Origin of the sequence: Ruegeria atlantica (genome assembly GCF_947495585.1) — a bacterium.
In the GTDB taxonomy this organism is placed as follows: domain Bacteria; phylum Pseudomonadota; class Alphaproteobacteria; order Rhodobacterales; family Rhodobacteraceae; genus Ruegeria; species Ruegeria atlantica_G.
In genome coordinates this window covers 95,926-119,937 of record NZ_CANLZK010000001.1, presented here as the reverse complement: position 1 = coordinate 119,937, position 24,012 = coordinate 95,926, and the positions used below count along the sequence as shown (strand labels likewise).

The 24,012-nt window shown below is 53.7% G+C and carries 17 protein-coding genes and 4 pseudogenes; 3 read left to right on the top strand and 18 right to left on the bottom strand.

The window, feature by feature from the left end:
* Window positions 1–173 precede the first annotated feature (173 nt).
* From QMP16_RS00580 to QMP16_RS00555, 6 genes and pseudogenes are all read right to left on the bottom strand, one after another.
* The gene (locus tag QMP16_RS00580) at window positions 174–1,961 is read right to left on the bottom strand and encodes a DUF3604 domain-containing protein (protein WP_282150837.1); all 1,788 of its coding nucleotides are present in this window, start codon (window positions 1,959–1,961) and stop codon (window positions 174–176) included.
* Between the two features lie 5 nt (window positions 1,962–1,966).
* The gene (locus QMP16_RS00575; RefSeq protein WP_282150836.1) at window positions 1,967–3,883 is read right to left on the bottom strand and encodes a DUF3604 domain-containing protein; all 1,917 of its coding nucleotides are present in this window, start codon (window positions 3,881–3,883) and stop codon (window positions 1,967–1,969) included.
* Window positions 3,884–3,898: 15 nt separating this feature from the next.
* A complete protein-coding gene (locus QMP16_RS00570; protein WP_282150835.1) occupies window positions 3,899–4,654 on the bottom strand; it encodes a hypothetical protein in 756 nt (251 codons plus the stop codon).
* Between the two features lie 26 nt (window positions 4,655–4,680).
* Entirely contained in the window at window positions 4,681–5,469 is a 789-nt protein-coding gene (locus QMP16_RS00565) for a SphA family protein (protein WP_282150834.1), read from the bottom strand.
* A gap of 373 nt (window positions 5,470–5,842) precedes the next feature.
* Window positions 5,843–6,520, bottom strand: a pseudogene (locus QMP16_RS00560) (IS6 family transposase); the annotation flags it as partial.
* Between the two features lie 67 nt (window positions 6,521–6,587).
* Complete coding sequence (locus QMP16_RS00555; RefSeq protein ID WP_282150833.1) at window positions 6,588–8,348, bottom strand: acetolactate synthase large subunit; 1,761 nt, start codon at window positions 8,346–8,348, stop codon at window positions 6,588–6,590.
* A 402-nt stretch (window positions 8,349–8,750) separates the two neighbouring features.
* Between QMP16_RS00555 and QMP16_RS00550 the strand changes: the two genes are divergently transcribed.
* Window positions 8,751–9,353 (top strand): hypothetical protein, encoded by a 603-nt coding sequence (locus QMP16_RS00550; protein WP_282150832.1) that lies wholly within the window; start codon window positions 8,751–8,753, stop codon window positions 9,351–9,353.
* A gap of 561 nt (window positions 9,354–9,914) precedes the next feature.
* On the opposite strand, the pseudogene QMP16_RS00545 reads toward QMP16_RS00550, so the two are convergent.
* Window positions 9,915–10,556: pseudogene (locus QMP16_RS00545) on the bottom strand (M48 family metalloprotease); the annotation flags it as partial.
* Window positions 10,557–10,572: 16 nt separating this feature from the next.
* Between QMP16_RS00545 and QMP16_RS00540 the strand changes: the two are divergent.
* Window positions 10,573–10,992, top strand: a complete 420-nt coding sequence (locus QMP16_RS00540) for a hypothetical protein (RefSeq protein ID WP_282150831.1) — start codon at window positions 10,573–10,575, stop codon at window positions 10,990–10,992.
* Between the two features lie 390 nt (window positions 10,993–11,382).
* Here QMP16_RS00540 and QMP16_RS00535 read toward each other — a convergent pair whose 3' ends face one another.
* The 6 genes and pseudogenes from QMP16_RS00535 to QMP16_RS00510 all read right to left on the bottom strand — a co-directional run.
* Window positions 11,383–12,051, bottom strand: a complete 669-nt coding sequence (locus tag QMP16_RS00535; protein WP_282150830.1) for a hypothetical protein — start codon at window positions 12,049–12,051, stop codon at window positions 11,383–11,385.
* A 3-nt stretch (window positions 12,052–12,054) separates the two neighbouring features.
* Window positions 12,055–13,455: a selenium-binding protein SBP56-related protein gene (locus QMP16_RS00530; RefSeq protein WP_282150829.1), complete on the bottom strand. Its 1,401-nt coding sequence runs from the start codon at window positions 13,453–13,455 to the stop codon at window positions 12,055–12,057.
* Between the two features lie 334 nt (window positions 13,456–13,789).
* Window positions 13,790–14,504 (bottom strand): annotated as a pseudogene (locus tag QMP16_RS00525) (IS6 family transposase).
* 443 nt (window positions 14,505–14,947) lie between these two features.
* A complete protein-coding gene (locus QMP16_RS00520; RefSeq protein ID WP_282150828.1) occupies window positions 14,948–15,814 on the bottom strand; it encodes a Rossmann-like and DUF2520 domain-containing protein in 867 nt (288 codons plus the stop codon).
* Window positions 15,815–16,084: 270 nt separating this feature from the next.
* Window positions 16,085–17,314 (bottom strand): serine/threonine transporter SstT, encoded by a 1,230-nt coding sequence (sstT, locus tag QMP16_RS00515; protein WP_282150827.1) that lies wholly within the window; start codon window positions 17,312–17,314, stop codon window positions 16,085–16,087.
* A 306-nt stretch (window positions 17,315–17,620) separates the two neighbouring features.
* Window positions 17,621–17,893, bottom strand: a pseudogene (locus QMP16_RS00510) (hypothetical protein); the annotation flags it as partial.
* Between the two features lie 278 nt (window positions 17,894–18,171).
* Here QMP16_RS00510 and QMP16_RS00505 point away from each other — a divergent pair.
* On the top strand, window positions 18,172–19,203 hold the full coding sequence (locus tag QMP16_RS00505) for a GlxA family transcriptional regulator (RefSeq protein WP_282150826.1): 1,032 nt from the start codon (window positions 18,172–18,174) through the stop codon (window positions 19,201–19,203).
* Here QMP16_RS00505 and QMP16_RS00500 read toward each other — a convergent pair.
* From QMP16_RS00500 to QMP16_RS00480, 5 genes are read right to left on the bottom strand one after another with little or no spacing between them, the layout of a single operon-like run.
* Window positions 19,181–20,113 (bottom strand): 3-hydroxyacyl-CoA dehydrogenase NAD-binding domain-containing protein, encoded by a 933-nt coding sequence (locus QMP16_RS00500; RefSeq protein WP_282150825.1) that lies wholly within the window; start codon window positions 20,111–20,113, stop codon window positions 19,181–19,183. The genes QMP16_RS00505 and QMP16_RS00500 overlap by 23 nt on opposite strands.
* Window positions 20,113–20,853, bottom strand: a complete 741-nt coding sequence (locus tag QMP16_RS00495) for an SDR family NAD(P)-dependent oxidoreductase (protein ID WP_282150824.1) — start codon at window positions 20,851–20,853, stop codon at window positions 20,113–20,115. Before QMP16_RS00495 ends, QMP16_RS00500 begins: the two co-directional genes overlap by 1 nt.
* Window positions 20,853–22,271, bottom strand: coding sequence for an aminobutyraldehyde dehydrogenase (locus QMP16_RS00490; RefSeq protein WP_282150823.1), 1,419 nt, complete (start codon window positions 22,269–22,271; stop codon window positions 20,853–20,855). The genes QMP16_RS00495 and QMP16_RS00490 overlap by 1 nt, the downstream gene beginning before the upstream one ends.
* Before the next feature lie 10 nt (window positions 22,272–22,281).
* Window positions 22,282–23,214, bottom strand: coding sequence for a 3-keto-5-aminohexanoate cleavage protein (locus tag QMP16_RS00485; protein ID WP_282150822.1), 933 nt, complete (start codon window positions 23,212–23,214; stop codon window positions 22,282–22,284).
* A complete protein-coding gene (locus QMP16_RS00480; RefSeq protein ID WP_058273719.1) occupies window positions 23,214–24,008 on the bottom strand; it encodes an SDR family NAD(P)-dependent oxidoreductase in 795 nt (264 codons plus the stop codon). The genes QMP16_RS00485 and QMP16_RS00480 overlap by 1 nt, the downstream gene beginning before the upstream one ends.
* Window positions 24,009–24,012: the final 4 nt, after the last annotated feature.

Genomic DNA, 24,012 nt, shown 5'->3' with positions numbered 1-24,012 from the left:
ATCAGCGAAATATCGGGAATGACAGCCCTCCGGACAATGCCGCCGTAAGTTGCGAACTAGGAACGTTGTCTGCCTCACCGCCGGTCCACTTCTTCACGATATAGAATTACCGGTGCATTGCGCCTGTTGCGCATTTTTCATACGCGGAATTTTCCGAGGTTCAAGAAGCGCCTTTACCCGGCGGGTGAATACCAGATCGGCGAGCCCCAGGCGCGTTCCTGAATCGTAGCGGGGACTTCTTCCAACAAAGGAAGGCCAGAACGAACGGCATCATAGGTCGACCACCTTGGTGTTGGAATCTCGATAGCACGTGCATAATAGAACGCGCCTTGCTCTGGGTCGAAACCGGTGTCAGTCCAACTGCCCATCAATGTTGGGGCGCCAATGTCGTTCGTATACAGTGCAGTTTTCTGATCGACAGTATTGCCCACCGAAGGAAGTTTGCCATCTGCGGCGATCTCGCGATCGCCGGACCAGGCCACGTCGATGATCTCTTCGTGGATCTCGCCCGTTGCGTCGACCCAGCCCTTGATGATCTGGATGCGATCCAGATTGGCGCCGTCCGGGTCTTTTTGCGCATATACGTTGAAAGTGGGCGCTTTGTCTCCAATCAAATCACCACCCATCGGTACGCCGTTTTCATAGCCATCTTCCACCATTGCAACGGGATCGGTCGGATTGTCCGCAAGGTCCGAGCCACCGAACATCCGCACTTTGACCCGAGGCCCGGATGTAGCGAAAGTTTCACGTCGTTTCATCGCGTCCCAGATCGAGGCTCGGGTGTTTTCTTCGGCCCAGACACCAGCAAGTGAACCAATCGAAAGGTCGATCCCGTCGATCCAGCCGCCAACCCCACCCGTGCGACGTCGATCAACACTACCATCTTCGGGACCGTGACCACCGATAAAGTCGCCTTCGGCCACATCCGACATCAGGCCATTGTGGTTGTCAGTGCCGCCGATGAACCCGTATTTGTAGGGATTTACGCCCAACTCCTGTTGGGCCGCCAGTCCCAGTTTCAACCCTTCGCGCACAAAGTCGCGCTTGTGGAAATACCGGTTTGAGTTTTTCTGGATGGAATTTGCGTTTTCGAAACCGGCGAACTCATCCGCCTGCCAGAATGCTTCGTGTACTTCAGAATTACCCTTGATCTGCATCATTTCGATCAGAGGCTCCCAAGCCTGCCGGGTGCTGGCCCAGTCCTTGTCCGGTGCTTCGCCAAAACTGTTGAGTTCGGGAAACATCTGCTGCTTCGACGCATTCGAATTATGCGGGATCGCCAAAAGTGTTGATCCGTTGTCTTGCGCGTTTTGCAGCCAGTCCCAGAGGTCTTCGACCTTGTTGGAATCATAGCTGGACATCGGAAGGTCCGGGACCACGCTATCGCGGAAGATCACGTTGCGATGCATGTTGCCACCGTTCGGCGCTGCGGACCATTCAAAGGCAATCAAGGCGGTAAAACTGCCCGGATCATTGTGTTCCTCGGCGGCATCGATGATGATCTGCCAACCGGATTTGGTGGTCTCAGGCCCCTGATAGAAAGGTGGGTGGGTAGGATTTTCACCGCGATTGTTGGCGATGACGTACTTGTAGAACCAATCCTGTTTGTCTTTCAGCGTTTCCAAGCTGCGTAGTTGTTGCAGATCTTCTTGCTCGTATCCTGGTGCCTCGGGGAATATCGTCGAATACATCTCGCCCAAATATTCCACGTGATCGCTGACCGCTGCAAAATCGAGCGGGCGCGACAATTGTTTGTGACGTCCATTTACCAAGACTGACTCGCCCTTGGCAAAGCGCAGGCTGTCAGACGGCATCAGTCGTGCACCACCGATATATGCATCCAGCGACAGTGCCGTATGCATATGGGTCTCGCCAAAGTATGCGTTACGCATTGGGTTGGGTTCCGCCAACGCCATAGTCGAAAGCGCCAAGGTGGATGTCGCAATAATAAGTGTTTTCATCGGCTTCATCCTTCAGGTGTGTACCAAATTGGCGAGGTGTAGGCGCGCTCTTGCGTGATCATCTTGACTTCATCGGGCATGTCGACATCAAAGCGAACCGCATCATAGGCGGTCCAGCGTGGCGTCGGGATTTCGATAACACGGGCATAGTAGAATGCGTGCTGCGAGGGGTCGAACTCCGGATCAGTCCACACGGTACCCAGTTCAGCCCGGCCAATATCATTGGTCCAGCTTGGGATGCTCAGATCGACGGTATTTCCGACGGGTGGTAATTTACCGTCATCACCGGGCGTGCGATCACCGGCCCAAACCACGTCGTGGATTTTTTCATGGGTCTCGCCGTTTGCATCAACCCAGCCCTTGACAATCTGGATGCGGTCCAGGTTAGCGCCAATCGGATCACGCAGGGCGTAAACAAGGAAAGACGGTGCATCGCTACCCGCCAGATCGCCCCCCATCGGGACACCCTTGGAATAGCCGATCCGGGCCAACTCGCGGTGTTTGATGTCGTCGGCTACGAAGTCTCCGCCGAAGAACCGCACTGTGATGCGTGGGCCCGTGGTCGCATAGACCTCGCGCCGTTCCATCGCGTCAAAGATACCCGCCCGGGTGTTTTCAGTGGCCCAGACGGCCGTCGGACCCGGAGTGGCATATTGCCAACCCTTATAGGAAATTCCCAAATCCGCATTCCCTTTGGCCACCGAGGTGGCGCGGGTTTTTGACGGCTCCATCCAAGTGAATGCGCCAAAGAAGTTGTTGTCGAGCTGCGTGGTCAGCCCGGTGTGGATATCCGAACCACCCACAAAGCCCAGCTTGAAGGGGTTGATCCCATCGGATTGATCAAAAGCCAGACCATTTTTTAGCGTATTGCGCACCATTTCCGTGGCGAGCATCTCAGGCGTTTTGGCTTCGGAGACATCCAGATTGGCCCAATCCCACCGTTCGTATTCTGCAAACTCATCTGTCGGGGACAGCATCGGATGGGTTTCGCTGTCTCCTTTAGTCTGGCCAATTTCAACCAGTTTTTCCCATTGCTGCCGGGTTTGCAGATACTCTCGGTCAAAAGGCGCGTTGTTGTTCAACGTGTCATTCAGCGCAAACATGATGCCGTTGCTGAGGTTCGGATTGTGCGGAATAGCAAGCACGTCCCCTCCGGTCTTGTCCTCATAGCTTTGCATCCATTTCCACAAATCGCGGGGATCCGGGCTGCCCTTTGGAGGCGCCATCAGGAATGGAACAACTTGCAGCGCCCTCTCAGGTCCATCGCGAAAAATGACATTGCGATGCAGGTTATTGCCTTCGGTCAACGAGGTCCATTCATAAGCGATCATCGCAGTAAAGACATGCGGGTCGTTGAATTCTTCTGCGGCCTGTACCAGATCGCGCCAGGTATTGTCATAGCCTGGCATCCCGGGTTGATACAGCAACGCCTGGCTCAACGTGCCCTGACTGAATTGCGCGATCAGGTCGATGCTGGCCTGTTTGGCCTCGTCACCGCCCTTTGCGAACGCTTCGTGAAACTTCTTGCCCTGTGTGTCCGCCATGATATTTGGCGCACCTTTTTTGATGTCAGTAATCACCCCCATGCCATCGGTGTGTTCAGTCAGCATGTAAAAGTCGAAAGGACGCTCAAGCTTGACGGGTTGCCCGGTGTTCGACGTCACCTGTTCGCCCCGGGCGAACCGGTACATATCTCGCGGCATCAAAGTCGTGCCGCCGCCACCTGCGTCCGCCGACAATGCCGAATGGACATGCGTATCACCGAACAGGACCCTGGTCGGAAATCCCCGGTTGGCATTGGGAGAATAAGGCTGCCCCTTGAGGTCACCAGCCGCGTTGTCAGCCGAGGCCGTATCCTGCGCCAGCGCGGGTAACGTAAGTGACACCGCAAGTGCAGTTGCCAGAGTCAAATGCATGGTCATCTCAAACCCTTTCGTTCAAATATCCGCCCATCGTCTTTTCGGCACCAACAGCTTTGCTGTCAGGCCAATCGTGTCTTGTGGCCCGGTGCCGGTATCATAGAAATTACGCTCATAGCTCAGCTGCCACTGAACCGGGACACCGCCGAGTTTGCTCAACTTCGAGACTTTCAGCCCAAGCGGCACGCTGGTGAATTCTGATCGGTCCCAATCGTATACGACAGTCATGTCAGATGTGCCGACCGACCAGCCCTGATCAAGCGTGTAGCTGACGATGGGTCGCAAAGTCGAAATGTTAACGTCCGGTCGCGTGTTGTCGCCAGCTACAGTCAAGATGTTCTGATTGAATAGCCCTGCAAGCCCCCATTTGGGCCGTGCCACGAAACCAAGCGCTGGCCCCAACCCCCATTTTTCGGCGCTGACACCATCAGCACCCGTTGGCAGCAGGGCCACGACACCGATCCCATAACGGCCCCACGAACGGTCAAAGGCTGCCAGATTGAATAGGGTGGCATCGCCAATCCCGGTTTCGCCATTTGAGTTATACGTAACCGAGGGAAGTGTCAGGCGGGCAATGTTACTGATCCCCCCCAACTGAAACGGAATGGCGGCGCGAAACTGGGTAACGTTCAGTGCCCCGTTCGCATTGTGCAAGGAAGGTGAATAGAAATTCTGCAGTTGAAACGACATCAAGGACGCGGTCGGGTCGCTGGCTTGGCTGGCCAATGTCTGATTGTCCTGCTGTGCAATCGCAGAGGCCGGAATGACAGCCATCAGGACAATAGACGAAACACACCTCATCAGAACACCAATCCAACGGTCACCCAGACCTTGTCGCTTTCAAATCTACGTTTGGCCCCAAACTCCTTGATGTACTTTGCCTTGATTGAAATCGGAGTCTGGCCAACCTGGGTTGACCAGGTGACGATCGGGCCCAGCCCACAAACGCTGGCCTCCAAACTATCAGCGCCAAGCAATTGTTTGATCCCATCCGCCCCGCTGCCGCTGTCATCGCCAATTTGATGATACGCATAGCCGGTCACACCAAGGGCAAGCTTGTTGGGTAAATGCCGCATGACCGTGCCTTCAAAATGCGCCTCGGGCGCGGTCTGATAGTCGGTTGCGTCGTTCTCGGCGCTGAAGGTGACGCCAAACGATCCTGAATACTCCCATCCCGTGGTCGGGTCGAACCAGGTCATTGACAGGGTTGGGTCAAATGCAAATCGGTTTTTTCCGGCATTCAGGGCGTCAATCGACCGGTTTGCGACGTTGATTTGCGTCGTCTGATAGTGGCCAGTGGGCAGAAAGAACTGTAAGGCCAATGTTGTGTGTAACTTGCCTTTGCTCCAGTTGAAGAGAGGCGAAAGAACGATATCACCAAAGGCATGTTCGCCGTCATCGTTGAGGGTTCCGGAAAACCCCGAGCTGAGGTCGCCAGAATACTGCCCGTTTGCCGAAACGTAGGGCAAATTGAAATTGAGACCCAATCGCGCATTGCCCCACTGCGCGTTAAAAACATGTGTGAAATTGAATTTATAGGTAAACACTTCGACATCAGGGTCGGTCACGACCACACCACCCGAAGCCATACTGGGAGCGGTGCCACTGAAATACACGAAATCATTATTTAGATATGTTCCGGGAGGCGGAAGGATGCCCGACATACTGTCGCGGCTTCCAAGAAGGTAGGTCTCGATGCCTCCCTCTGCAGCTTGCACCTTTTGCGCAGGCAAAAACACCGAAGCAGACAACGCAAATAGCACTACTGTTGTCTTCAAATTCACTCTCCCAGATACAGAGCGCTTGTTCGCACGCTTTCGAATATTGTAATCTGAAATCTACGCACAAATTGCAAAAAATGATAGTTTTTGAAAACCACTCAGTACCAAAGGAATTCAGCCCCTCTTGGCGGCAACTCCTTGGCTTGGAGCAATAGGTACGCCTTTGACTCTTGATCTGGAAAATGCAGATAGAGGCGTGAATGTTGAATTTGTCTTTGCTGGTGAGATATTGCCCTTGGTCGAAATGGTTGTGAACTGAAAAGTGGACTGAGGGGAATTTCTGCAGACATCGCATTTGTCTGAAGCGGAGCATGGCGCGTTCTCGTCGTCGAAACGGCAGGTGAGAATTCTCCGCTCTATTGTTGAGCCCGCGACCGGTTTCCTGCTTTGGCGCGTTGCCGATGACCTTCATCGCAGCGCCATAAGATCGCAACTTGTCCGTCACGATGACTTCAGGTTGGCCGTAGCGCTTCATTGATTTTCTGAGGAATTTCAATGCCGCTTTGCGGTCACGGCGCCTGGTGACATAGCTTTCCATCACTTCACCTTCGTGATCTACGGCCCGCCAAAGGTATTGAGTTTCGCCATTAATCTTCACAAAGGCCTCATTCAGATGCCAATGCCAATTTGAATATGCACAGATTCGGCTTGCACGATTTCTACGGATCTCGGCGACAAACATCGGGCCAAACCGGTTCCACCAGACCCGAACGGTTTCATGACTAATCTCAATGCCACGCTCATGCAGCAGGTCTTCGACGTTGCGAAGTGACCGTGGAAACCGAACGTACATCATCACCGTCAGGCGGATGGTCTCAGGGCTGGTTTTGAAGTAGCGGAAGGGCGAGCGTTTTGTTATTCCGCGAAGCTACGAAACCACCCTGCTCAGCTCAAGCGAGTTTCTTCTGACAATGCCATGAGCTTAACTAGTCGACGATGTAAAGAAACGAGCGGTCACATTCCGCCCCGCCAACCTCGAGCCAAGTTGCTCTGACCAACTTTGGAAAAACTGACCAGATTAGACAGACTTTTTCGGCCAGTTCATCGATCAGTACCCGTTGGTTTTCGCTGTAATCGACAGGAACATCGATCAAATGGACGCCACCTGCAGCAAACGCTTGTTCAAAGGTGGGGACCAGATCCTTAGTTCGCTCTACCCGGTGGCCGGTCGCACCATAGCTTCTGGCATATTGCACAAAATCAGGGTTTTTGAACTCCAGCCCCCAATCTTCAAACCCAGCGTGAGACTGTTTCCAGCGGATCATCCCGTACGAGCTGTCGTTCAGCACCGTCACAACCAGATTGAGGCCCAAGCGAACGGCCGTTTCAACTTCCTGACTGTTCATCATAAAGCCGCCGTCGCCACATATCGCCATTACGCGTCGGTCAGGATAGAGTTTGGCCGCCATCATGGCTGAGGGAAGGCCAGCTCCCATCGTGGCCAGTGCGTTATCCAGCAGGACTGTATTGGGCTGGTAGGCCTGATAGTTTCGCGCGTACCATATTTTATAGATGCCATTGTCCAATGCGATGATATCGCAGTCACGCATGACTTTGCGCGTATCGGCAACAAAGCGCTGCGGGATAACTGGAAAACGCGGATCATCTGCTCCTGCCGAGATGTGCACGTCGGTTTCCTGCTTGACCCTCTCAAAATAGCTGCGGTCAAAATCCAGTGGGCCACCAAGCTTATCGCCCAACCGTTCGATGGATTGCGCCAGATCGCCGACAACCTCGACTTGCGGGAAATAGACTTGGTCAACTTGCGCCGCCTTGTAGTTCACATGGATAACCTTGGTCCCGCCTTCTTTCATAAAGAAAGGAGGTTTCTCCACCACGTCATGGCCCACGTTGATGATCAGATCGGCCCTTTCGATGGCGCAGTGCAAGTAGTCCCCGTCGGACAACGCTGCAGTCCCTAAAAATAGATCGGACCGCTCGTCCACTACGCCTTTGCCCATCTGCGTGTCAAAGAACGGAATCTGCGTGTCATTAACAAACTGGCTGAGTGCGCTGCGAGCATGCTTTCGGTTGGCACCTGCCCCCAACAAAAGCAGAGGCATTTTAGCCGAGCGGATCATCTCAGCCGCCTCATTCAGAACTGTGTCACCAGCCACGGCGTAGTAGCGCGGATGAGGTTGCAGGACCGGCTCGGTGGTATCTTCGGCCGCTATATCCTCGGGAAGTTCCAACAGAACGGCGCCGGGACGTTCCTCTTGCGCGACGCGAAACGCTTCGCGGATCAACGAGGGGATGGTGTTGCCGTGCACAATCTGCTTAGACATCTTGCAAATCGGGTCGAACAAACCCACCACATCAATGATCTGAAACTGGCCCTGCTTCGATTTTTTGATCGGCTTTTGGCCCGTGATCATAACCAGCGGCATCCCACCCAAATGCGCATAGGCGGCGGGTGTGGCAAAATTTGTGGCACCGGGACCCAGTGTTGCCATGCAGACGCCGGCTTTTCCTGTCAAACGCCCATATGTTGCCGCCATGAACGCTGCGCCCTGTTCGTGACGGGTCAGGACAAGCTCAATCTTGGACGTTCTCAAAGACTCCAGCACATCCAGGTTTTCCTCACCTGGGACGGCGAAAATATACTCAACGCCCTCCGCCTCGAGCGCTGCGACCAGCAAATCCGAGGCTTTGGTGAAAGACGAAGCAGTTTGATCAAAAGCAGACATGTGCTCTCCTGATATCACGGTGGATCCGTCGGTTTGACCTGACATGCAGGTGGAAAATCTAACCCTTCCGATTTAGGGACGGGCCGCTCAGTTTTTAGTAGCTTGCAACTATCGGGTTTCGAAATCAGCACATCTATCGATACCCATCGGCCATATTCCAATACAACACGCGCGCGACAGAGGTTCAACAGGCCCCATGGCCGACAGTGTCGCGGTGCGAGCAGGTCAACCGTCACCGTCCCGCGTTCGGCCAAACGCTCTAATCAACCCTTCCAACTCAACTTGTCCAACTTCCACAAGAATTTGACTAGGTGCCAAAAGAAACAAAACGCTGGCTCACCAAATTCAGGGGCATAAGCGGCCAATTGAGCCGCCGTACCATCAACAAAACTCGGGGCCATGATGCCATCTCGTCCAATCAAACTGTCAGCACAGTTCGGTCAGGTTTCTCCGGCCGGGCTTATTCCAATTCATCAAAAAGAACGCGGTAAATTTTTGTTTTCGCGCTCTTTGCCTGAAACATTCTCCGGATTTCTTGCCGCAGGGTTCGTCACTTTCATCCTGTTGCCTCTCATCTCGGCCGTCGCACGCTCTGTCTTGGGTGACCTGGCCTTTCCAGTGGACTTAGTCTTCGCTCTCGGCATTTTTGCGGCCATAGCTGCCTTCGTGCTCAAAGGACTGACGCCACGAGCCTTACTTGGCCGCGGTTTGATCTGCCTTGGAACAGCACTCATCGTTACGCCTGTGGGCCTGTCTGTTCTGTTCGCGCTTTATCTGTATGACTGGTTGGCAATCGTGACGGGTACGGCTGTTCAGCAGCCCGGAAACATCGCCGCATCCCTGTTTGGCGGCGTCTTCTTTGCCAATGCTCTCGTCTTGGGATTGGCCTTGGGCAGTGTATCCTTGCTAATTGGGCGCACGCTCATTCGCGGGCGTTCAAAACCACTTCTCCCACCTTATGAACTTCAATCAGCGGCCCAACCGCTTTGCGATCGGTCACCATGAAACCGCATACCCAAAACCTCGCTCACAGCGACAATCAGGAGTTCGGAACGATGGTTTCAGTTCATATGATTTTTGTCGCGCCGGACGAAGCTCGCGCGACTGTCCAAGAACTGTTGACCCACCCAGAAGGCGTTGAAATTGTTGGCATGCCTACAATTTGAGAACAGCAAAGCAAGTCCTTGACCGAACGCAACCGGAATTGCTTCTGGTCGACGTAGTGCTTCAGGGCCTGCGCAGCACTGATGCTATTTCATTCACATCAACAACCCTGCCGGACCTCAGAATATTCGCGCTTATCCGAGACCGTGTGCATGCCGAAACGATGCCAGAGGTGGGTCGCGTTCCCACTTGAGGTCAATCCTCCCAGCCAGACAACAACGCCTGAACGTTCGTTCAGATCAAAAAGAACGCCGGGTGCCATCAAACGATTAATCTCGAGGCTGGTTTTGAATTACGTCAAAGGAGAGCGTTTGTTTGTGGCGAAGGCTAGAAAAAGCCCTGTCCGCTTCAAGATGACTTCTTCTGACAAGCCCCATTAGAAACAGTTCCTGCATGCGACCTTCACCCCCAAGGGCCAGCCCTGGATGATGGTTTTGTGCTTCGAGGATTGCTGTTTCCGTCGGCTGCGTTCGACTGCTGGGCTAGCATTCGCAACGCAGCTATCCGATTTGCCGTCGACGGGTGAGTTGAAAACAGCTTGTCACGTGAGTGCAAATGAAGTGGATTGATGATGAACATATGTGCGGTTGCTGGATTTCGCTCTGCAGCGTCGTTGTCGATGCTTGCAGCGCCTTGCTGAATACGTTCGAGGGCAGACGCCAATGCCAAAGGTTGACCGCAAATCTCGGCGCCAACGCGATCGGCGGCGTATTCCCTTGTCCGACTAATGGCCATTTGGACCAAACCCGCAGCCAATGGCGCCAAGATCATCAGCGCAATGGTCCCCACTAGACCAACGGCACTGTCCCGTCTTCCACCAAAAAACAGTGCGAAGTTTGCTGGCATCGTAATTGCACCCGCGAACGTGGCAGTTACGGTCATAATCGCAGTGTCATGGTTCTTGATATGTGCAAGTTCGTGCGCGACAACGCCCGCCAGTTCATCCCTTGTGAGGGTCTGCAGCAACCCCGTAGTGACGGCAACGGCAGCGTTGTTGGGATTGCGCCCAGTAGCAAATGCATTGGGCTGGGGTGTTTCAACAAGTGTTGTTGGTTAGAAGATGTATTTTACCAAATTCGAAGAACCGTTTTGCGCGGACGATGACATCCGCAAAGATGAGTTTGCCCGGAAATATCCGTTGCTGGACAATGGATCTGTACATGCGCAGTGGAAGAAAGGTTCCTGGCAAATCACGCGAATAGGTGAGATCTGGAAGAGGACCGGAAAGGTCTTTTCTGTCCCATATGAAGGCATCGACGCGTACCCATCTTTCCAGTTCGCAGAAGACGGAACTCCGCTTCCTTTGATGGAAACTGTGTTAAAGGCGCTGCCGGCCGATATGACGCCCTGGCAACGAGCTTTTTGGATGACCTCTCCTAAGGCTGAACTTGGAGGGTGCAATCCCGCGAACTCAATTCACACTGACGATAACCGTGTGGTCGACGTGGCAAGTAAATTGGGTGAAGATTTCCTCAACTAAATGAGTTCGCGTCAAGGAAACGCTCGGAAATTGCGCCACAATTCCGGATCAGAAAACACAACTGAAGTGAGACAGGAATGAGTGGCGGTGCTGTCAGACAAATTCGAACCAGTCTCAGCTAGGCCGGTTCAGCTGCCCTTTCCTCTGACTATGCCGTTCGCGACCTTGAGCAGTCACCGGACTTCAGACCATACCTTTTGGCGGAGCGATAACTTGTAGCGAAAGTACTCGTACTTTAGGTGAGATAGGCACGGCGCGAGGACGTCTGTTTCGGGCACAAAGTCGTCATTCGATCAGTCGTAGCGAATGTCTACATTGCGGACAAAGCAACCGTTCGCTGCGGTACGAACCAAACTACGGCTCCGCGGCCTATTCGGCCCGGCATTCATGTTAGCCAGCAGAATGAACAAACAGAAGCGAAATCGACCCCACAAGGATCAAGCTCAGCGCCCAAACAACGTCCAAGTTGAACCACCCTTTTGAGAGAAATCGCAGACCCAGCCAATGATACACTCCGAACGCAAACAAGCCGCCTGAGAATGCCATGGCCAAGGTGTGGGCTAAGGCGACACCAATAGCGATTTTGGCGTTTCCGGTCATCAGATCAGCAGCCGCTGCATGGCCAGCGTCAATGGCTGTCGTGCGACAGATTCCGAGATAGATTGGAACCAACATCAGGCCCGCACCATGTGCCATCGCTGCCAAAAACGACCAAAGCGCAAGCCGCGACGGAGGTACCCGCGCAAGGATCCGCGGGTGACGCCGGTTGAGCAACAGATAGACACCCAGTCCGATCACGAGAAAGGCCGCGAAGATCTGAATCTCACGCTGCCATTCGGCCAGAAACAGCAGGGCGGTAAAGGGAAACAGAATGGCGCCCATCGCCACAAGATGCCCGGCCGCCAGCGCGATCAACGCCCTGAACAGGCTGTTGCGGTTTTTGTCCATCAGCGCCGCAGACACTGCCAGGGGCCAACCCATACCCGGATTGACCCCGTGATAAATGCCCGAAGCGACAACAGCCCACCACAGGGCTGTTGCCGTGTCTAATCCGTTCACGCGTCAGACCGACGGGTAGCAGAAGCTATCTGTTGAGCAGTCCCCGCCTTCCAGACGAATCTGGTGGCTACGATAGCCTTTTGGGAACTCGACATAGAAATCCTTGTCCAGTTCCAGACTACCGTTTTCTCCGACATTGGCCATGACCATTTGCCCGCCCTCATCGTCTGGGTAAAACTGATCATCCCACGTCGAATAGAGCGAGTTAGTCCAGTAGACTCGTTTGCCGTCCCGGCTGATCTCAACCATTTGGGGGCCGTAAACAAAATCCTTGCCGTTCGGGTGTTTCGCCCCGCGTGCAATCCCGCCAAGCTCGACCTTGCCAGTCAGCTTGGGGTTCATCGGGTCAGAAACATAATACTGATGCATTTCTCCCTGACCCCAACAGGCGACGTAGAGGTACTTGTCGTCCAGGCTCAGGTCGATGTCGGTGACCAATGGGGGTACGGCCTCAAATCCCTGCAACAGGGGTGGAAGGTTCTCAGCCTTCGCAGGTCGCGGATCAATCGTGATCGTCTTTTTAGCCTCGAACGTTCCGTCATCCTTCTGCCACCATGTGAAAATTGCGCCCTGCAGGTTTGTTGTGTCCACGACGACGCCGCAAAAACCATAATCCTTTGCCGGATCATGAGCGGGCCGGATTTCCAAAGCCATCTGGTGGTTCGCACCCAGATCAATGGTTTGGACGTTGCGGCGTTCGCGCAGGTTCCAGAAATGGATCTTGTGGCCGTATTTGTTGGACAGCAAATCCTCGGCCACGATCCCGTTTTCAAACTGTGGCGGCAGCCCCCATTCAGAACTCACCATGTAGTCGCGCGGAAGGTTCCACCAGAAATCATAATGCTTGTCCTGTTCACCTCGGTCCATCTCGTAGCGGCCAAGGATATCAAACGTTTCGCAGTCCATGATGAAAATGCCCGGAGGGCCATCCGTGCCATCGGCACCGCCGCCGCCGAGCGTAGAAACATAAATTCCTTCGGGACCGCAGTGGATTGTGTGCGGACGGGAATAGCCCGTTTTGGCGAACACCTCTTCGGGTTCGATGATCTTGTGAATCTTCGCCTTCAGGGGTTCCTTAACGTCGATCACGTAGATGCGCGAGGATCGGATTCCCGGTACAATCAGATACCTGCGTTCCAGAAATGCATGCCCTGTCAGGGGCGAAAGTGCAGAAGAGCACGCGTTCCAGCCAAAGTGGTGAAACTCGTCACCCTTGTTGGGCATGATAAGCTGATGGACGATCTGACTGTAGGTCTTCGATTTCGGGTCAACATCCACAACGGCCAGGCCATCCGGCCGTGAGCCGTCGGGACTGAGCATCAATGTGAAGGCGAGCGTTTCCGCCGGTGCCTCCATAGCAAGTCTCGGTGTGGCGTGAAAAGTCGGGTCAGGTCTCAGGTTCATAGCTGGCTCCTCCCAGGCCGCGGACGCCAGATCTAAATCAAGTTTTGTCTGATATCGCCCAGAACTGAGAATGCCACATATTCAAGATTCGCAAAAACGGGCCAATCTCATGCACTTGAATTTACCGTTTTGCATCGCCTCTTCTAATGACTGAAATGGGCTCAAAGCAGACCTTCGCCGGAATATCTCGTGCGACCGCTATGCGGACAATGCCACAATTCAGTTTTTGGGTGGTTCGTAGGGATCGGGCGTTCCCGATGGGATTAGGGGTATTCCTCGAAGGTGCTGTCAGACAAATTCGAACCAGTCTCAGCTAGGCCAATATAGCAACTCTTTATGCCGCACCAAGTTCGCGCCACTCGGCGAGAGAGACGGTGCGTGTCAGCTTGAAGGTATCTCGGCTGGCAAGCGATCTTTCCTGGTTGAAGCGGTTGTAGAAGGAGGAATGGACGGAGGCGAGTTTCTGTAAACTTCGTATGCGCCTGAAACGTTTCAAGGCGCGTTCGCGTCGTCGCAAAGGAAGGTGCGAATTCTCGACGCGATTGTTGAGCCACCTGCCCGTCTGCTGTTTTTTGGTAGCACCAAACTCTCTGAGAGCGGCCCGATGCGATACGAAGCGATCCGTGACGACGTTTTCCGCTTTGCCGTGTCCCTTCATTAACTTCTTGAGGAATTTCAATGCCGCCTTCTTGTTTCGGCGTTTTGGTGACGACTGCCTCCACCAATTCGCCCTCATGATCTACGGCCCGCCAAAGATAATGCCGCTTGCCATTCACCTTCACGAAAACCTCGCCGACGTGACACTTCCATTTCGTGAACGCGCGCAATTGCTGGACTCGCTTTCGTGTGATCTCAGAGGCAAACATCGGACCGAACCTGTTCCACCAATATCGGACCGTTTCGTGGCTCACGTCGATGCCTCGCTCGTGCAGCAGATCTTCTACATTCCGAAACGAGAGCGGGAATCGGAAATACAGCATAACCGCAAGGCGAATGATCTCGGGACTGGTATTAAAGTATTTGAAAGAGGCAGGTCTGGTCGTGGACAAAGGCTACGCAACAGCCCTGCCCCGCTCAAGCAAAGTTCTTCTGACAAGACCCTTCGTTTCAGGTCAAAGCCGAAGTCCAGACGCAATCCGCTTTGGTCTGCATGGTCGCCCAGGGCGCAGGCCGCGCAATCGTCGACAAATATGTTTTCGGTACGTCGCAAACAGATGATGTTTCCGTAGTGTCTATAACTTCGGACCTCAACTGGCCGGTCCGAATAATCACCTTCTCCACATCAAATGACATTCCTGGTTTGTAAAGATTTACGAGTGAACTGAAAAGGCACTGGGTCAGTCCCCTTAGTTTTTGGATTGGAGCGGCCCATTCCGGTCTCATAGGCCGACATCAAGATGTCGCAGTGCACCCGTTGAACCTGCCGTTCGCCGCAAGCGCGAGATAAAAGGTCCCAAAAATTCACATAATCACATTTGAATTGCAGGTCAGGCTAGGCTTCGGGACCCAACCAATCCTGTGTCTTACCGTCGGCCTTCAATTTCTGAGCGAGCAAGCTCAGCTCTTTGTAGATGATTCCTGCAGCAGGGTGCCAAGCGGCTACATCTTTCGCTTGTTGCGAGACGACAAAGGTGTCGCCTCGTGATGCGGGTCCCGTAAGCGCTCCCAGTGGTCCATAGGCGGCAACATTCTCACAGGTGGCTTGAAGCAGCGTGGTGTTCAGTTGCTTTGCAATGTCATCAGGCACTCCCGCGGTAGCCCAGGCTTCACGCGCGATCGCCTGCAAAACCACGGTGAAGTTATTCGAAATCACGGCGGCCGCATGATAGAGGCTTTTGCTATCGGAATTGATCTGAAATGGGATTCCTCCAATCTCGGCCAGAAAGTCTTTGATAAAATCCAAGGCAGAAACTTCGCCCTCAATGCCACAAAGTGTTCCCTCGAATTGCTGGATCGCGGTTGCCGGCTCTGCGAACGTAAGTACTGGGTGCACGCTGGCCAGTCGCCAGGCTAGCTTTTGAAGCGGCGCCATTTTGTCTGCCGGAAAAAAACCACTGCAGTGAAACGCAACTGGAGGCGGTTCATTGGCATCGTGTTGACCAACAACTTTTGCGAGGTCGGTTGCTGCAATTGAAATCTGAGAATCCGGCACCGCCAAAATCCACAGGTCGGCCGGCGCTAAGTCTGCATATTTCTCCACCGCTCTGCCCATTCCCGCAATTTGGGCTGCGTTTTCCGCTGATCTAAATCGAGAACTTACTATGTCTTGAACCGAATACTTGGATGAGTGTCGCAAAAGGCCGAGGATGGTTTGACCCACGCGACCGGCACCGACAATATTTACTCTGATTTTTGCCATTCAATGGCCTCCGACCTATACGCTCTTGCTTCCTTAGGGACCATGCTAAGCGACAGACCACTTCATCAATACCAATTTATCCAAGGCAACAATCAACCGGAGCGGCCCATAGCCGACATCCCGCAGCCAACCTCCATGCTTCGGTTGCAGCCCGCTTTGCGGACCTTCGCTGTTGCTCCAAATTAACATGGTTACGAACTCACAGATCGCGGACCAATCCGTCCTTCAACCGATGACCAGTGCCAGCGGTTGAAGTGTTTTAAATAGTGGCTAAGCCGTGGGATGTGCCGCCGGCAATTTGCGTGGGTAAGGGTCGCCTTGTTGAAACGATCCCGCCGCAGTGAACAGAACGTCGGTCGACGAGTTCAAACCGGTTTCTGCAGAATCTTGCAGCACGCCGATTATGAAGCCGATGCTCACCACTTGCATGGCCGTCGCATTGTCGATGCCAAACAAGCTGGCGGCCATTGGGATCAGCAACAGTGATCCTCCTGCTACGCCCGAAGCCCCAGTGGCAGCGATCGAAGCAATGACGCTCAGGAAAACAGCTGAGACGAAATCAACCTGAATTCCCATCGTATGAACGGTTGCCAGCGTCATCACCGTGATGGTTATGGCGGCACCGGCCATGTTGATTGTCGCTCCGATCGGAATGGTGACCGAATAGGTCTCTTCATCCAAATCCATACGGCGGCAAAGTTCCATGTTTACCGGAATATTGGCGGCCGAGCTGCGCATGAAGAAAGCGGTAATCCCGGACTCTTTCAGGCATGTGAAAACCAACGGATATGGATTCTTGCGAATGCGCAGGAACACGATCAGCGGATTTACAACCAACGCCAAGAAAATCATGCAGCCAAGCAATAACGCCAGCAGTTGGCCATAGCTTGCAAGTGTTTCAATGCCGGTCTCAGCAATTGTCGAAGCCACGATACCAAAGATGCCGATTGGAGCCACTCGGATTATCGCTGCGACGATCTTGGTAATCGCGCCGTCCAGGTCCGACATCAAGGTCTTGGTCGAGTCGCTGGCGTGACGGAAAACAAGCCCCAGGCCAACGGCCCAGGCGAGAATGCCGATATAGTTAGCGGTTGCCAAAGCATTCACCGGATTGTCCACGATTTTCAGCAGGATATTTTTGACCACCTCAGCTAAACCGTCCGGAGCATCCAAAAGCTCGGGCGTACCTGTCAAATGCAGAGTAACCGGAAACATGTAGCTGGCTGCAACCGCAACCAGTGCAGCTGCGAAGGTTCCGACTATATACAGAAGCACCACGGGGCCCATACGCGCCTCGCTGCCTTTTTTGTGGTTTGTGATTGCAGCGCAAACCAGGATCAGCACCAGAACTGGTGCAACAGCTTTCAATGCATCGACGAAGAAGTCGCCAAGCAGGCCGACCGCTGACCCAGCAGTAGGCCAAAGGGTGGCAAGCAGAACACCGGCGACAAGACCGATGGTGATTTGAGTAACCAGGCTACCACGCAGAAGAAAATTCATGGGGACCATCCTGTTTGAATAGGGACCTCACGGGCGAAACTCACGCCCGCGCAGGCACGGTTGAAGTTCAAGGGCTGGTGGCTATTTGGACGTCTTGGCGCGGAATTAAACTGCTCTAGTTGGCTTAGGCCTTGGTCGCTCGGTTCTGAAGTATTTGTTTTGAAATTAAAATTTCATGATTTGCTTAAGAATTACAGAGGTTTACCTGACGTCAACTTAATTGCATGGTTCACTCAAAATAAATGTTTTTTAACAAAATTCCCTAAGTGGTTGTACTCTGAATCGAACCCTTTCTTACTTATGCGGTCAAGTGATGAACCAGAAGCTGCATTGGCAAGGATGGTGTGACAAAGTCCGGTTTCGAACAGCGATAAGAGCAGCGCTGCGCGTCAGCTTGAAGGTATCTCTGCTGGCTAGCGATCTTTCCTGGTTGAAGTGGTTGTAGATGGAGGAGTGGACGGAGGCGAATTTATACAAACTTCGCATACGCCAGAAACGTTGCATGGCGCGTTCACACCGCCAAAACGTGAGGTGCGAATTTTCAATGTGGTTGTTCAGCCACCTGTCCATGCGCAGTTTTGGACTCAAGGCGGTCACCTGAGCGTTTTTGTCAAATGACTGCCTAAGAGCGGATAGCAGACCTCTTTTTTGAAAAGGCCGACGACCGCTGTGCGGACAAAGTGAGCCTTCGCTGCGGTGGAGCGAATGTCGGCTTTCTAGCTTCAGAAACTGATTGAGATCTGATCCCCTCGGCCTAGCCTTCGCACTTAGGCAGTGCTTGGCTCAGTACTCTGGTGTCTTTTGAGTATTTCCGGAACATAATTGACAATTTTGGACGCTGTTTTACAAAATCGGCCATGACGCAGCCAATAGATCGCAAATTAGACATAGTTGTTTTGGTGAGTTCGCATTTTAATGTTTCGGCGACAACGTCTTTCGTGGATCCATTCAGAGTAGCAAATTACCTGACGGGTTCAGCTCGATTTTCTTGGACCTATGTCTCAGACCCCGGTGGTCCAATTGAATCCAGCAGTGGCTTGGTCGTTGACACTGCCCCATTGGCGGAGGTGGTGAGGCGCAAGCCTTGGATGGTTCTGGTGAGTACTAGTTGGACACCTGAGCGTCACGGGACACCTCAGTTCAAGGTAGCCCTACAGAAATGGGAATCGGGTGGAGCAATCGTTGGTGGTTTGGATACCGGCGCGATTGTACTTGCGACGGCTGGACTACTCAAAGGAAAGACCGCAACGGTTCACTATGAACACATCGACGCCTTTGCCGAAACGGCCCATGACACCACCGTGTCAGAGAACATGATTATTATGGATGGAAAGATTTTCACTTGTTGCGGGGGTTCTGCAGCAACCGATCTGGGATTGCGGTTTGTACATTCTGTCGCTGGTGAGAGTATCGCCAATGCATCTGCTCGATACCTTTTTCATCACAATGTGCGCGGAGAAGGCCAATCACAGAACCCCAAAGACATGGAGCCGCTGGGTTACGTCACCTCTGGAGTGGTAAGGGACGCGATCGATTTGATGGAGGCGCACTTGGAAGCCACTTTGTCGATCCCTGAAATATCAGCGAGGTTGAAGATTTCGCAACGACAACTTAGCCGATTGTTTCAGCAATATGTCCATAAGTCACCGATCGAGTATTACCGCGACATTCGCCTTGATCGCGCGCGCGGATTAGTGACGCAAACTGAGCTTAAGTTCAGCGAGATTGCGGAAGCATCAGGGTTTAATGGACAGGTTCATTTCAGCCGGGCATACCGCAAACGATTTGGATTGACACCCAGTGCGGATCGCATTGAAGGCCGCACCCCGTTCGAGTTTCGCGCTTGGCCAATGTTCAATCCCGACATCAAGTCCGAAAGTGTTGGGTAGCTTTTTGCATCGCTGTAAGCATCTTGTCGCGTTGCGCTGATAACTCTTCGGTACTTTGCCCCTGAGTTTGATCGTTAATGCCATCGACCAGTTTATTGATGACATCCTCATCAAGACGAGGATCGCCCAAGTCGTCCCACCAGCCATTGAATGTGTCTTTGAAATGGTCACAGAAAGCCTGCAGGCCACCATCGCCTGCGCCTAAGTGAAAAAGGGTTGTCGGACCCATCGCCGCCCATCGCAGTCCCGGGCCAGCCCACATCGCTTTATCGATGTCTTCGACACTGGCAACGCCTTCGACCGCCATATGAACGGCCTCGCGCCAAACTGCGGCTTGCAAACGGTTCGCGACATGTCCTGGCATGCCTTTCTTGATCCGGATCGTGATCTTACCAATGTCTTTGTAGAAAGCTTCTGTGCGGTCCAAGACATCTGAACCGGTGGAATCGTTGACGGTCAATTCGACCAATGGGATGAGATGCGGTGGGTTAAATGGATGACCTAGGATCAATTTGCTGGGATCGCGCCATCCCTCTTGCAAAGCTTCAAGCGTCAGGCCGGAAGTTGAGCTGGAAACTATTGCGTTAGGGTTCAACTCTGGCTCAATCCCGGCATAGGTCGAATGCTTGATTGGCAGTCTTTCTGGCACGTTCTCCTGAACAAATTGCGCGCCCTGGACAGCCGCCTCGGCGGTTGAAACGAAAGTGATAGCGTCGGGTGTGGCCCTATCTGTGAGGTTCAACTCGTCCAGTGCCGGCCAGGCTTTTTCGACATAAGAGCGAACGGATGCTTCGGTATTCGGATCGGGGTCAAAGACCGTCACGCTACGGCCCGAGGCGAGAAACAAAGCTGCCCAGCTTGCCCCTATCACACCGGCTCCAAGAATGGCGGTTCTTTCAATTTCTGACATCATAACAGCCCCGGATTAAGGGGGGAGGCCGCCGTCAGACCACCGTCCACCGTGAACAACTGGCCGGTTGCAAAAGACGAGTCGTCAGAAGCCAGCCACACAGCCATCGCTGCAATATCGGCAGGTTTGCCAAAGCGTTTGACCGCGTGGCGAGCCAACGCGTCGGATTTGGCCTTTTCCGGGTCATGCGCGAGGTCGAACGCTGCGTCCAGCATGCCTGTTTCAATCCATCCCGGGCAGATCGCATTGCAGCGCACCGCTGGTCCGTGGTCCACTGCGATAGAGCGTGTGAGCCCATGCACAAACGCTTTTGACGCATTGTAGAGCGCCATCGATGGGTCCGCGGCATTGCCTGAGATCGAACCGATGTTGATGATCGAGCCACCTTGCGACATTTCTGGAATGAAGGCGCGACAACAGTTAAAAACGCCTCGCGCATTTACGCCCATCACCAAGTCCCAATCCGCGTCCGAGCTTTCGGTAACAGTTTTTTCGACCTGAACGCCGGCGTTGTTTACAAGGATATCAGTTCCACCGACTATACTGACGATCTCTGCAACCGCTTCGGCGGCAGACACATCCAGTGTGTACCAAATTACGTTTTCCGGCAGATCATCGGGTTGAGGGCCGCGCCCGCAGGCAGTGACAGCGGCCCCTTCAGCCATGAACGCCTCAACAATGCCCCGCCCAATGCCCTGCTTGCCGCCTGTAACAAAGGCGCGTTTTCCAGCCAACCGCATCAGTGTGCCACCATGACGTGACGGATCGCAGTATAAGCGTCCAATGCATAAACCGACATATCACTGCCCGTGCCCGAGCCTTTCATCGCGGCCCATGGCATCTCGGGGGTCGCGACCCCATGCGTGTTTACCCACGTAAACCCATAGCGCAGCTTGGATGTCATTTGCATCGCGCGCCCAACATCTCGTGTCCAGACCGATGAGGCCAACCCGTAAGGCCCTTTGTTGGCGATTTTCAACGCCTCTTCTGCGTCAGAAAAACGCGACACTGTTACAACAGGCCCAAACACCTCATTGCAGGCTATCTCCGCAGTATTGTCTACGTCGGCGATGACTGTCGGCTGGTAGAAAAACCCGTTTTCTTCGCCAAACGTCCCCCCGGTAACGACTTCTGAATTGTCTCGCGCGCGGTCTACAAAACCTGCAACTCGATCCTGCTGAGAGGCAGAAACAAGCGGTCCCATTTCTGTTCCCTCGGCTTTCGGCGCACCAATCTGGATCTGACCGACCTGATCAGCAAGGGCTGCCACAAGCCTGTCGTAAACACTGTCTGCAACCATCACGCGGCAAGGCTGTGCGCAGTCCTGATCGGCATTGAAGTAACTGCCATAACGGATCGTCTCGGCCACGGCGTCAAGATCAGCATCACCAAAGACAATGACCGGCGCCTTGCCGCCCAATTCCAGATGAACGTGTTTAATTTTCTGGGAAGCAGCCCGCATTGCAGCCATGCCTGTCGCCGGAGAGCCCGTAACACTGATCCCTTCCATCTGCGGGCTGTTCATCAGGGTATTTCCCACGCCGAGCCCGCGACCATGAATCACGTTTAGCACGCCTTTTGGCAGAACATCTTGTAACAATTCTGCAAGTCGCAAAGTAGATAGCGGCGTGATCTCGGAAGGTTTCAACACCACCGAACATCCTGCCGCAATTGGTGCGGCAATCTTCCAGGACGCCATCATCAGCGGGTAGTTCCAGGGGGAGATGGCCGCAACAGGGCCAATGGGGTCACGTCGGATCATCGACGTATGACCCGCAACATATTCGCCAGCAGCAGAGCCCATCATGGTGCGCGCAGCCCCGGCGAAAAAGCGAAAGACATCGATCGTCAGCGGCATTTCGTCATCATGAGCCGATGGCCAGGGTTTTCCCACATCCAAGCTCTCAAGTTCTGCCAACTCCTGGCCGTTCGCCTCGATAACTTCAGCTATGTGAAGCAATATCGCAGCGCGTTCCGCGGGGGTCGTACCTGAAAAGGTCTCAAATGCCTCTGCCGAACCGCGCACTGCCGCCTCGGTCTGTGCATCGCTGGCCTCTTTTACTTTGCATATGATTTCGCCTGTTGCAGGGTTCAGGATTTCCAACGCCTCTTCGGTACCTTCGACCAATTCGCCATTGATCAACATTTTCGTCTGCATAAGCGTCTCCTCAAAACCCAACCTGATCGCCGCCTTTTAGTGCGAGCCGCATGCGCGCTTCTGCTGGCGTCGCGACCGTAAGGCCAAGGTTCTCTACGATTGATCGGATGCGCGTGACCTGCTCCGCGTTGGATTGGGCCAACTCACCTTTGCCAATGAACAGGCTGTCTTCGAGACCAACACGAAGGTTTCCGCCGCGCAATGCACTTTGGGTTGCAAAAGGCATTTGGTGACGGCCAGCGGCAAGGACAGACCATTCGTAATTCTCTGCTCCGAACAGCTTGTCCGCTGTATTGTGCATGTGGGTTAGATGGTCTGAATCCGCGCCAACGCCACCCAAGATGCCGAACACCATCTGAATGAAAAAAGGCGGTTTGATCAGGCCTTGATCCACGAACCATTTGACGTTGTAGAGATGGCCAAGATCATAGCATTCGAACTCGAACTTTGTGCCATGATCACCACCAAGTTTTTCAATGGCGTAACGAATTGTTTTGAAGGTGTTGGGAAAGATGAAGTCCTCTGTCATCTCCAGGAATGGCTGTTCCCAATCGTGCTGAAACTCAGTGTATTTCTGCAGCATCGGAAAGATGCCAAAGTTCATGGAACCCATGTTGAGAGATGCCATCTCTGGGCTTGTTGAGGTCGCCGCCAGCAGGCGCTCATCCATCGACATTCCCAAACCGCCGCCGGTAGAGACATTCATCACCACATCAGTGGACTGTTTGATCACAGGTAAAAATTGCTGAAACAGCTCGGGGCGGGGGTCGGGTTTGCCGGTCTCTGGATGCCGTGCGTGCAAGTGAATGATCGACGCGCCGGCTTGTGCCGCTTCAATACTTGCTGTCGCGATCTCGGCAGGCGTAATCGGCAGATGTGGCGACATCGATGGCGTATGGATGCCCCCTGTGGGTGCGCAGGTGATGATGACGGATTTGGGCATCAGAGTTTCATCTGCTGCACTTGTGCAGACAGCCCCCCGTCCAGAACCCACAACTGGCCAGAGGCATACCGTGCTTCGTCGGAAGCAAGCCAGTTAACCAGGTTTGCAATGTCCTGTGGCGTCCCGTAGGTGCGCGTCGGATGAACATCTCGCACGGCCTGTTGCAGCGTTTCAATATTGCCGCCGCCGCCACCAGATCCATCTCCGTTGAAGAAGCTCTGCAGCATTGGGGTATCGATATAGCCGGGGCAGATGGCGTTTACGCGGATACCTTCGGGGCCATGATCGCAAGCCATTGCGCGGGTCAAAGCGTGTACTGCACCTTTGGTTGCGCAATAGGCCGCAAGGCCCGGATCAGCGATGAACCCATCGTAGGAGCCAAAATTGATGAGGCTTGCGCTATTCCCTGTCTTCGCCGCTTCGCGCATCAATGGGATGGCGTATTTCGAGGTCAGGAACGTGCCTGTAGAATTCACGGCAAAGCTTTGGTTCCATTCCTCCAGCGTGGTCTCTTCAACGGTTTTTTCGATCTCGATCCCGGCCGCGTTTACTAGGATGTCCAACTTTCCGTGTGTGGCGCGCACATGATCCATCGCCGCAACCGAGTCTGCCTCTTGAGTCACATCCAGCTTAACAAAATGACTGCCATCTTCGTCGTGCTGGTCTAACGATCCTTCCGGTGTGAGGTCTGCGGCAAATACTGTTGCCCCTTCTTTTAGGAACCGCGCGACAATTGCACGCCCGATGCCACCGCGCGCGCCGGTCACAAGGGCAATTTTTCCGTTCAGCATCATTGGC

What these genes read in the sequence shown, in the direction of transcription:
- QMP16_RS00485 (WP_282150822.1), bottom strand. Translation starts at nt 23,214, where the DNA reads ATGCCCAAATCCGTCATCATCACCTGCGCACCCACAGGGGGCATCCAT.
- QMP16_RS00505 (WP_282150826.1), top strand. Translation starts at nt 18,172, where the DNA reads ATGACGCAGCCAATAGATCGCAAATTAGACATAGTTGTTTTGGTGAGT.
- QMP16_RS00495 (WP_282150824.1), bottom strand. Translation starts at nt 20,853, where the DNA reads ATGCGGTTGGCTGGAAAACGCGCCTTTGTTACAGGCGGCAAGCAGGGC.
- QMP16_RS00540 (WP_282150831.1), top strand. Translation starts at nt 10,573, where the DNA reads ATGTATTTTACCAAATTCGAAGAACCGTTTTGCGCGGACGATGACATC.
- QMP16_RS00565 (WP_282150834.1), bottom strand. Translation starts at nt 5,469, where the DNA reads ATGGCTTCGGGTGGTGTGGTCGTGACCGACCCTGATGTCGAAGTGTTT.
- QMP16_RS00520 (WP_282150828.1), bottom strand. Translation starts at nt 15,814, where the DNA reads ATGGCAAAAATCAGAGTAAATATTGTCGGTGCCGGTCGCGTGGGTCAA.
- sstT (WP_282150827.1), bottom strand. Translation starts at nt 17,314, where the DNA reads ATGAATTTTCTTCTGCGTGGTAGCCTGGTTACTCAAATCACCATCGGT.
- QMP16_RS00490 (WP_282150823.1), bottom strand. Translation starts at nt 22,271, where the DNA reads ATGCAGACGAAAATGTTGATCAATGGCGAATTGGTCGAAGGTACCGAA.
- QMP16_RS00500 (WP_282150825.1), bottom strand. Translation starts at nt 20,113, where the DNA reads ATGTCAGAAATTGAAAGAACCGCCATTCTTGGAGCCGGTGTGATAGGG.
- QMP16_RS00580 (WP_282150837.1), bottom strand. Translation starts at nt 1,961, where the DNA reads ATGAAAACACTTATTATTGCGACATCCACCTTGGCGCTTTCGACTATG.
- QMP16_RS00550 (WP_282150832.1), top strand. Translation starts at nt 8,751, where the DNA reads ATGCCATCTCGTCCAATCAAACTGTCAGCACAGTTCGGTCAGGTTTCT.
- QMP16_RS00570 (WP_282150835.1), bottom strand. Translation starts at nt 4,654, where the DNA reads ATGGCTGTCATTCCGGCCTCTGCGATTGCACAGCAGGACAATCAGACA.
- QMP16_RS00480 (WP_058273719.1), bottom strand. Translation starts at nt 24,008, where the DNA reads ATGATGCTGAACGGAAAAATTGCCCTTGTGACCGGCGCGCGCGGTGGC.
- QMP16_RS00555 (WP_282150833.1), bottom strand. Translation starts at nt 8,348, where the DNA reads ATGTCTGCTTTTGATCAAACTGCTTCGTCTTTCACCAAAGCCTCGGAT.
- QMP16_RS00575 (WP_282150836.1), bottom strand. Translation starts at nt 3,883, where the DNA reads ATGACCATGCATTTGACTCTGGCAACTGCACTTGCGGTGTCACTTACG.
- QMP16_RS00530 (WP_282150829.1), bottom strand. Translation starts at nt 13,455, where the DNA reads ATGAACCTGAGACCTGACCCGACTTTTCACGCCACACCGAGACTTGCT.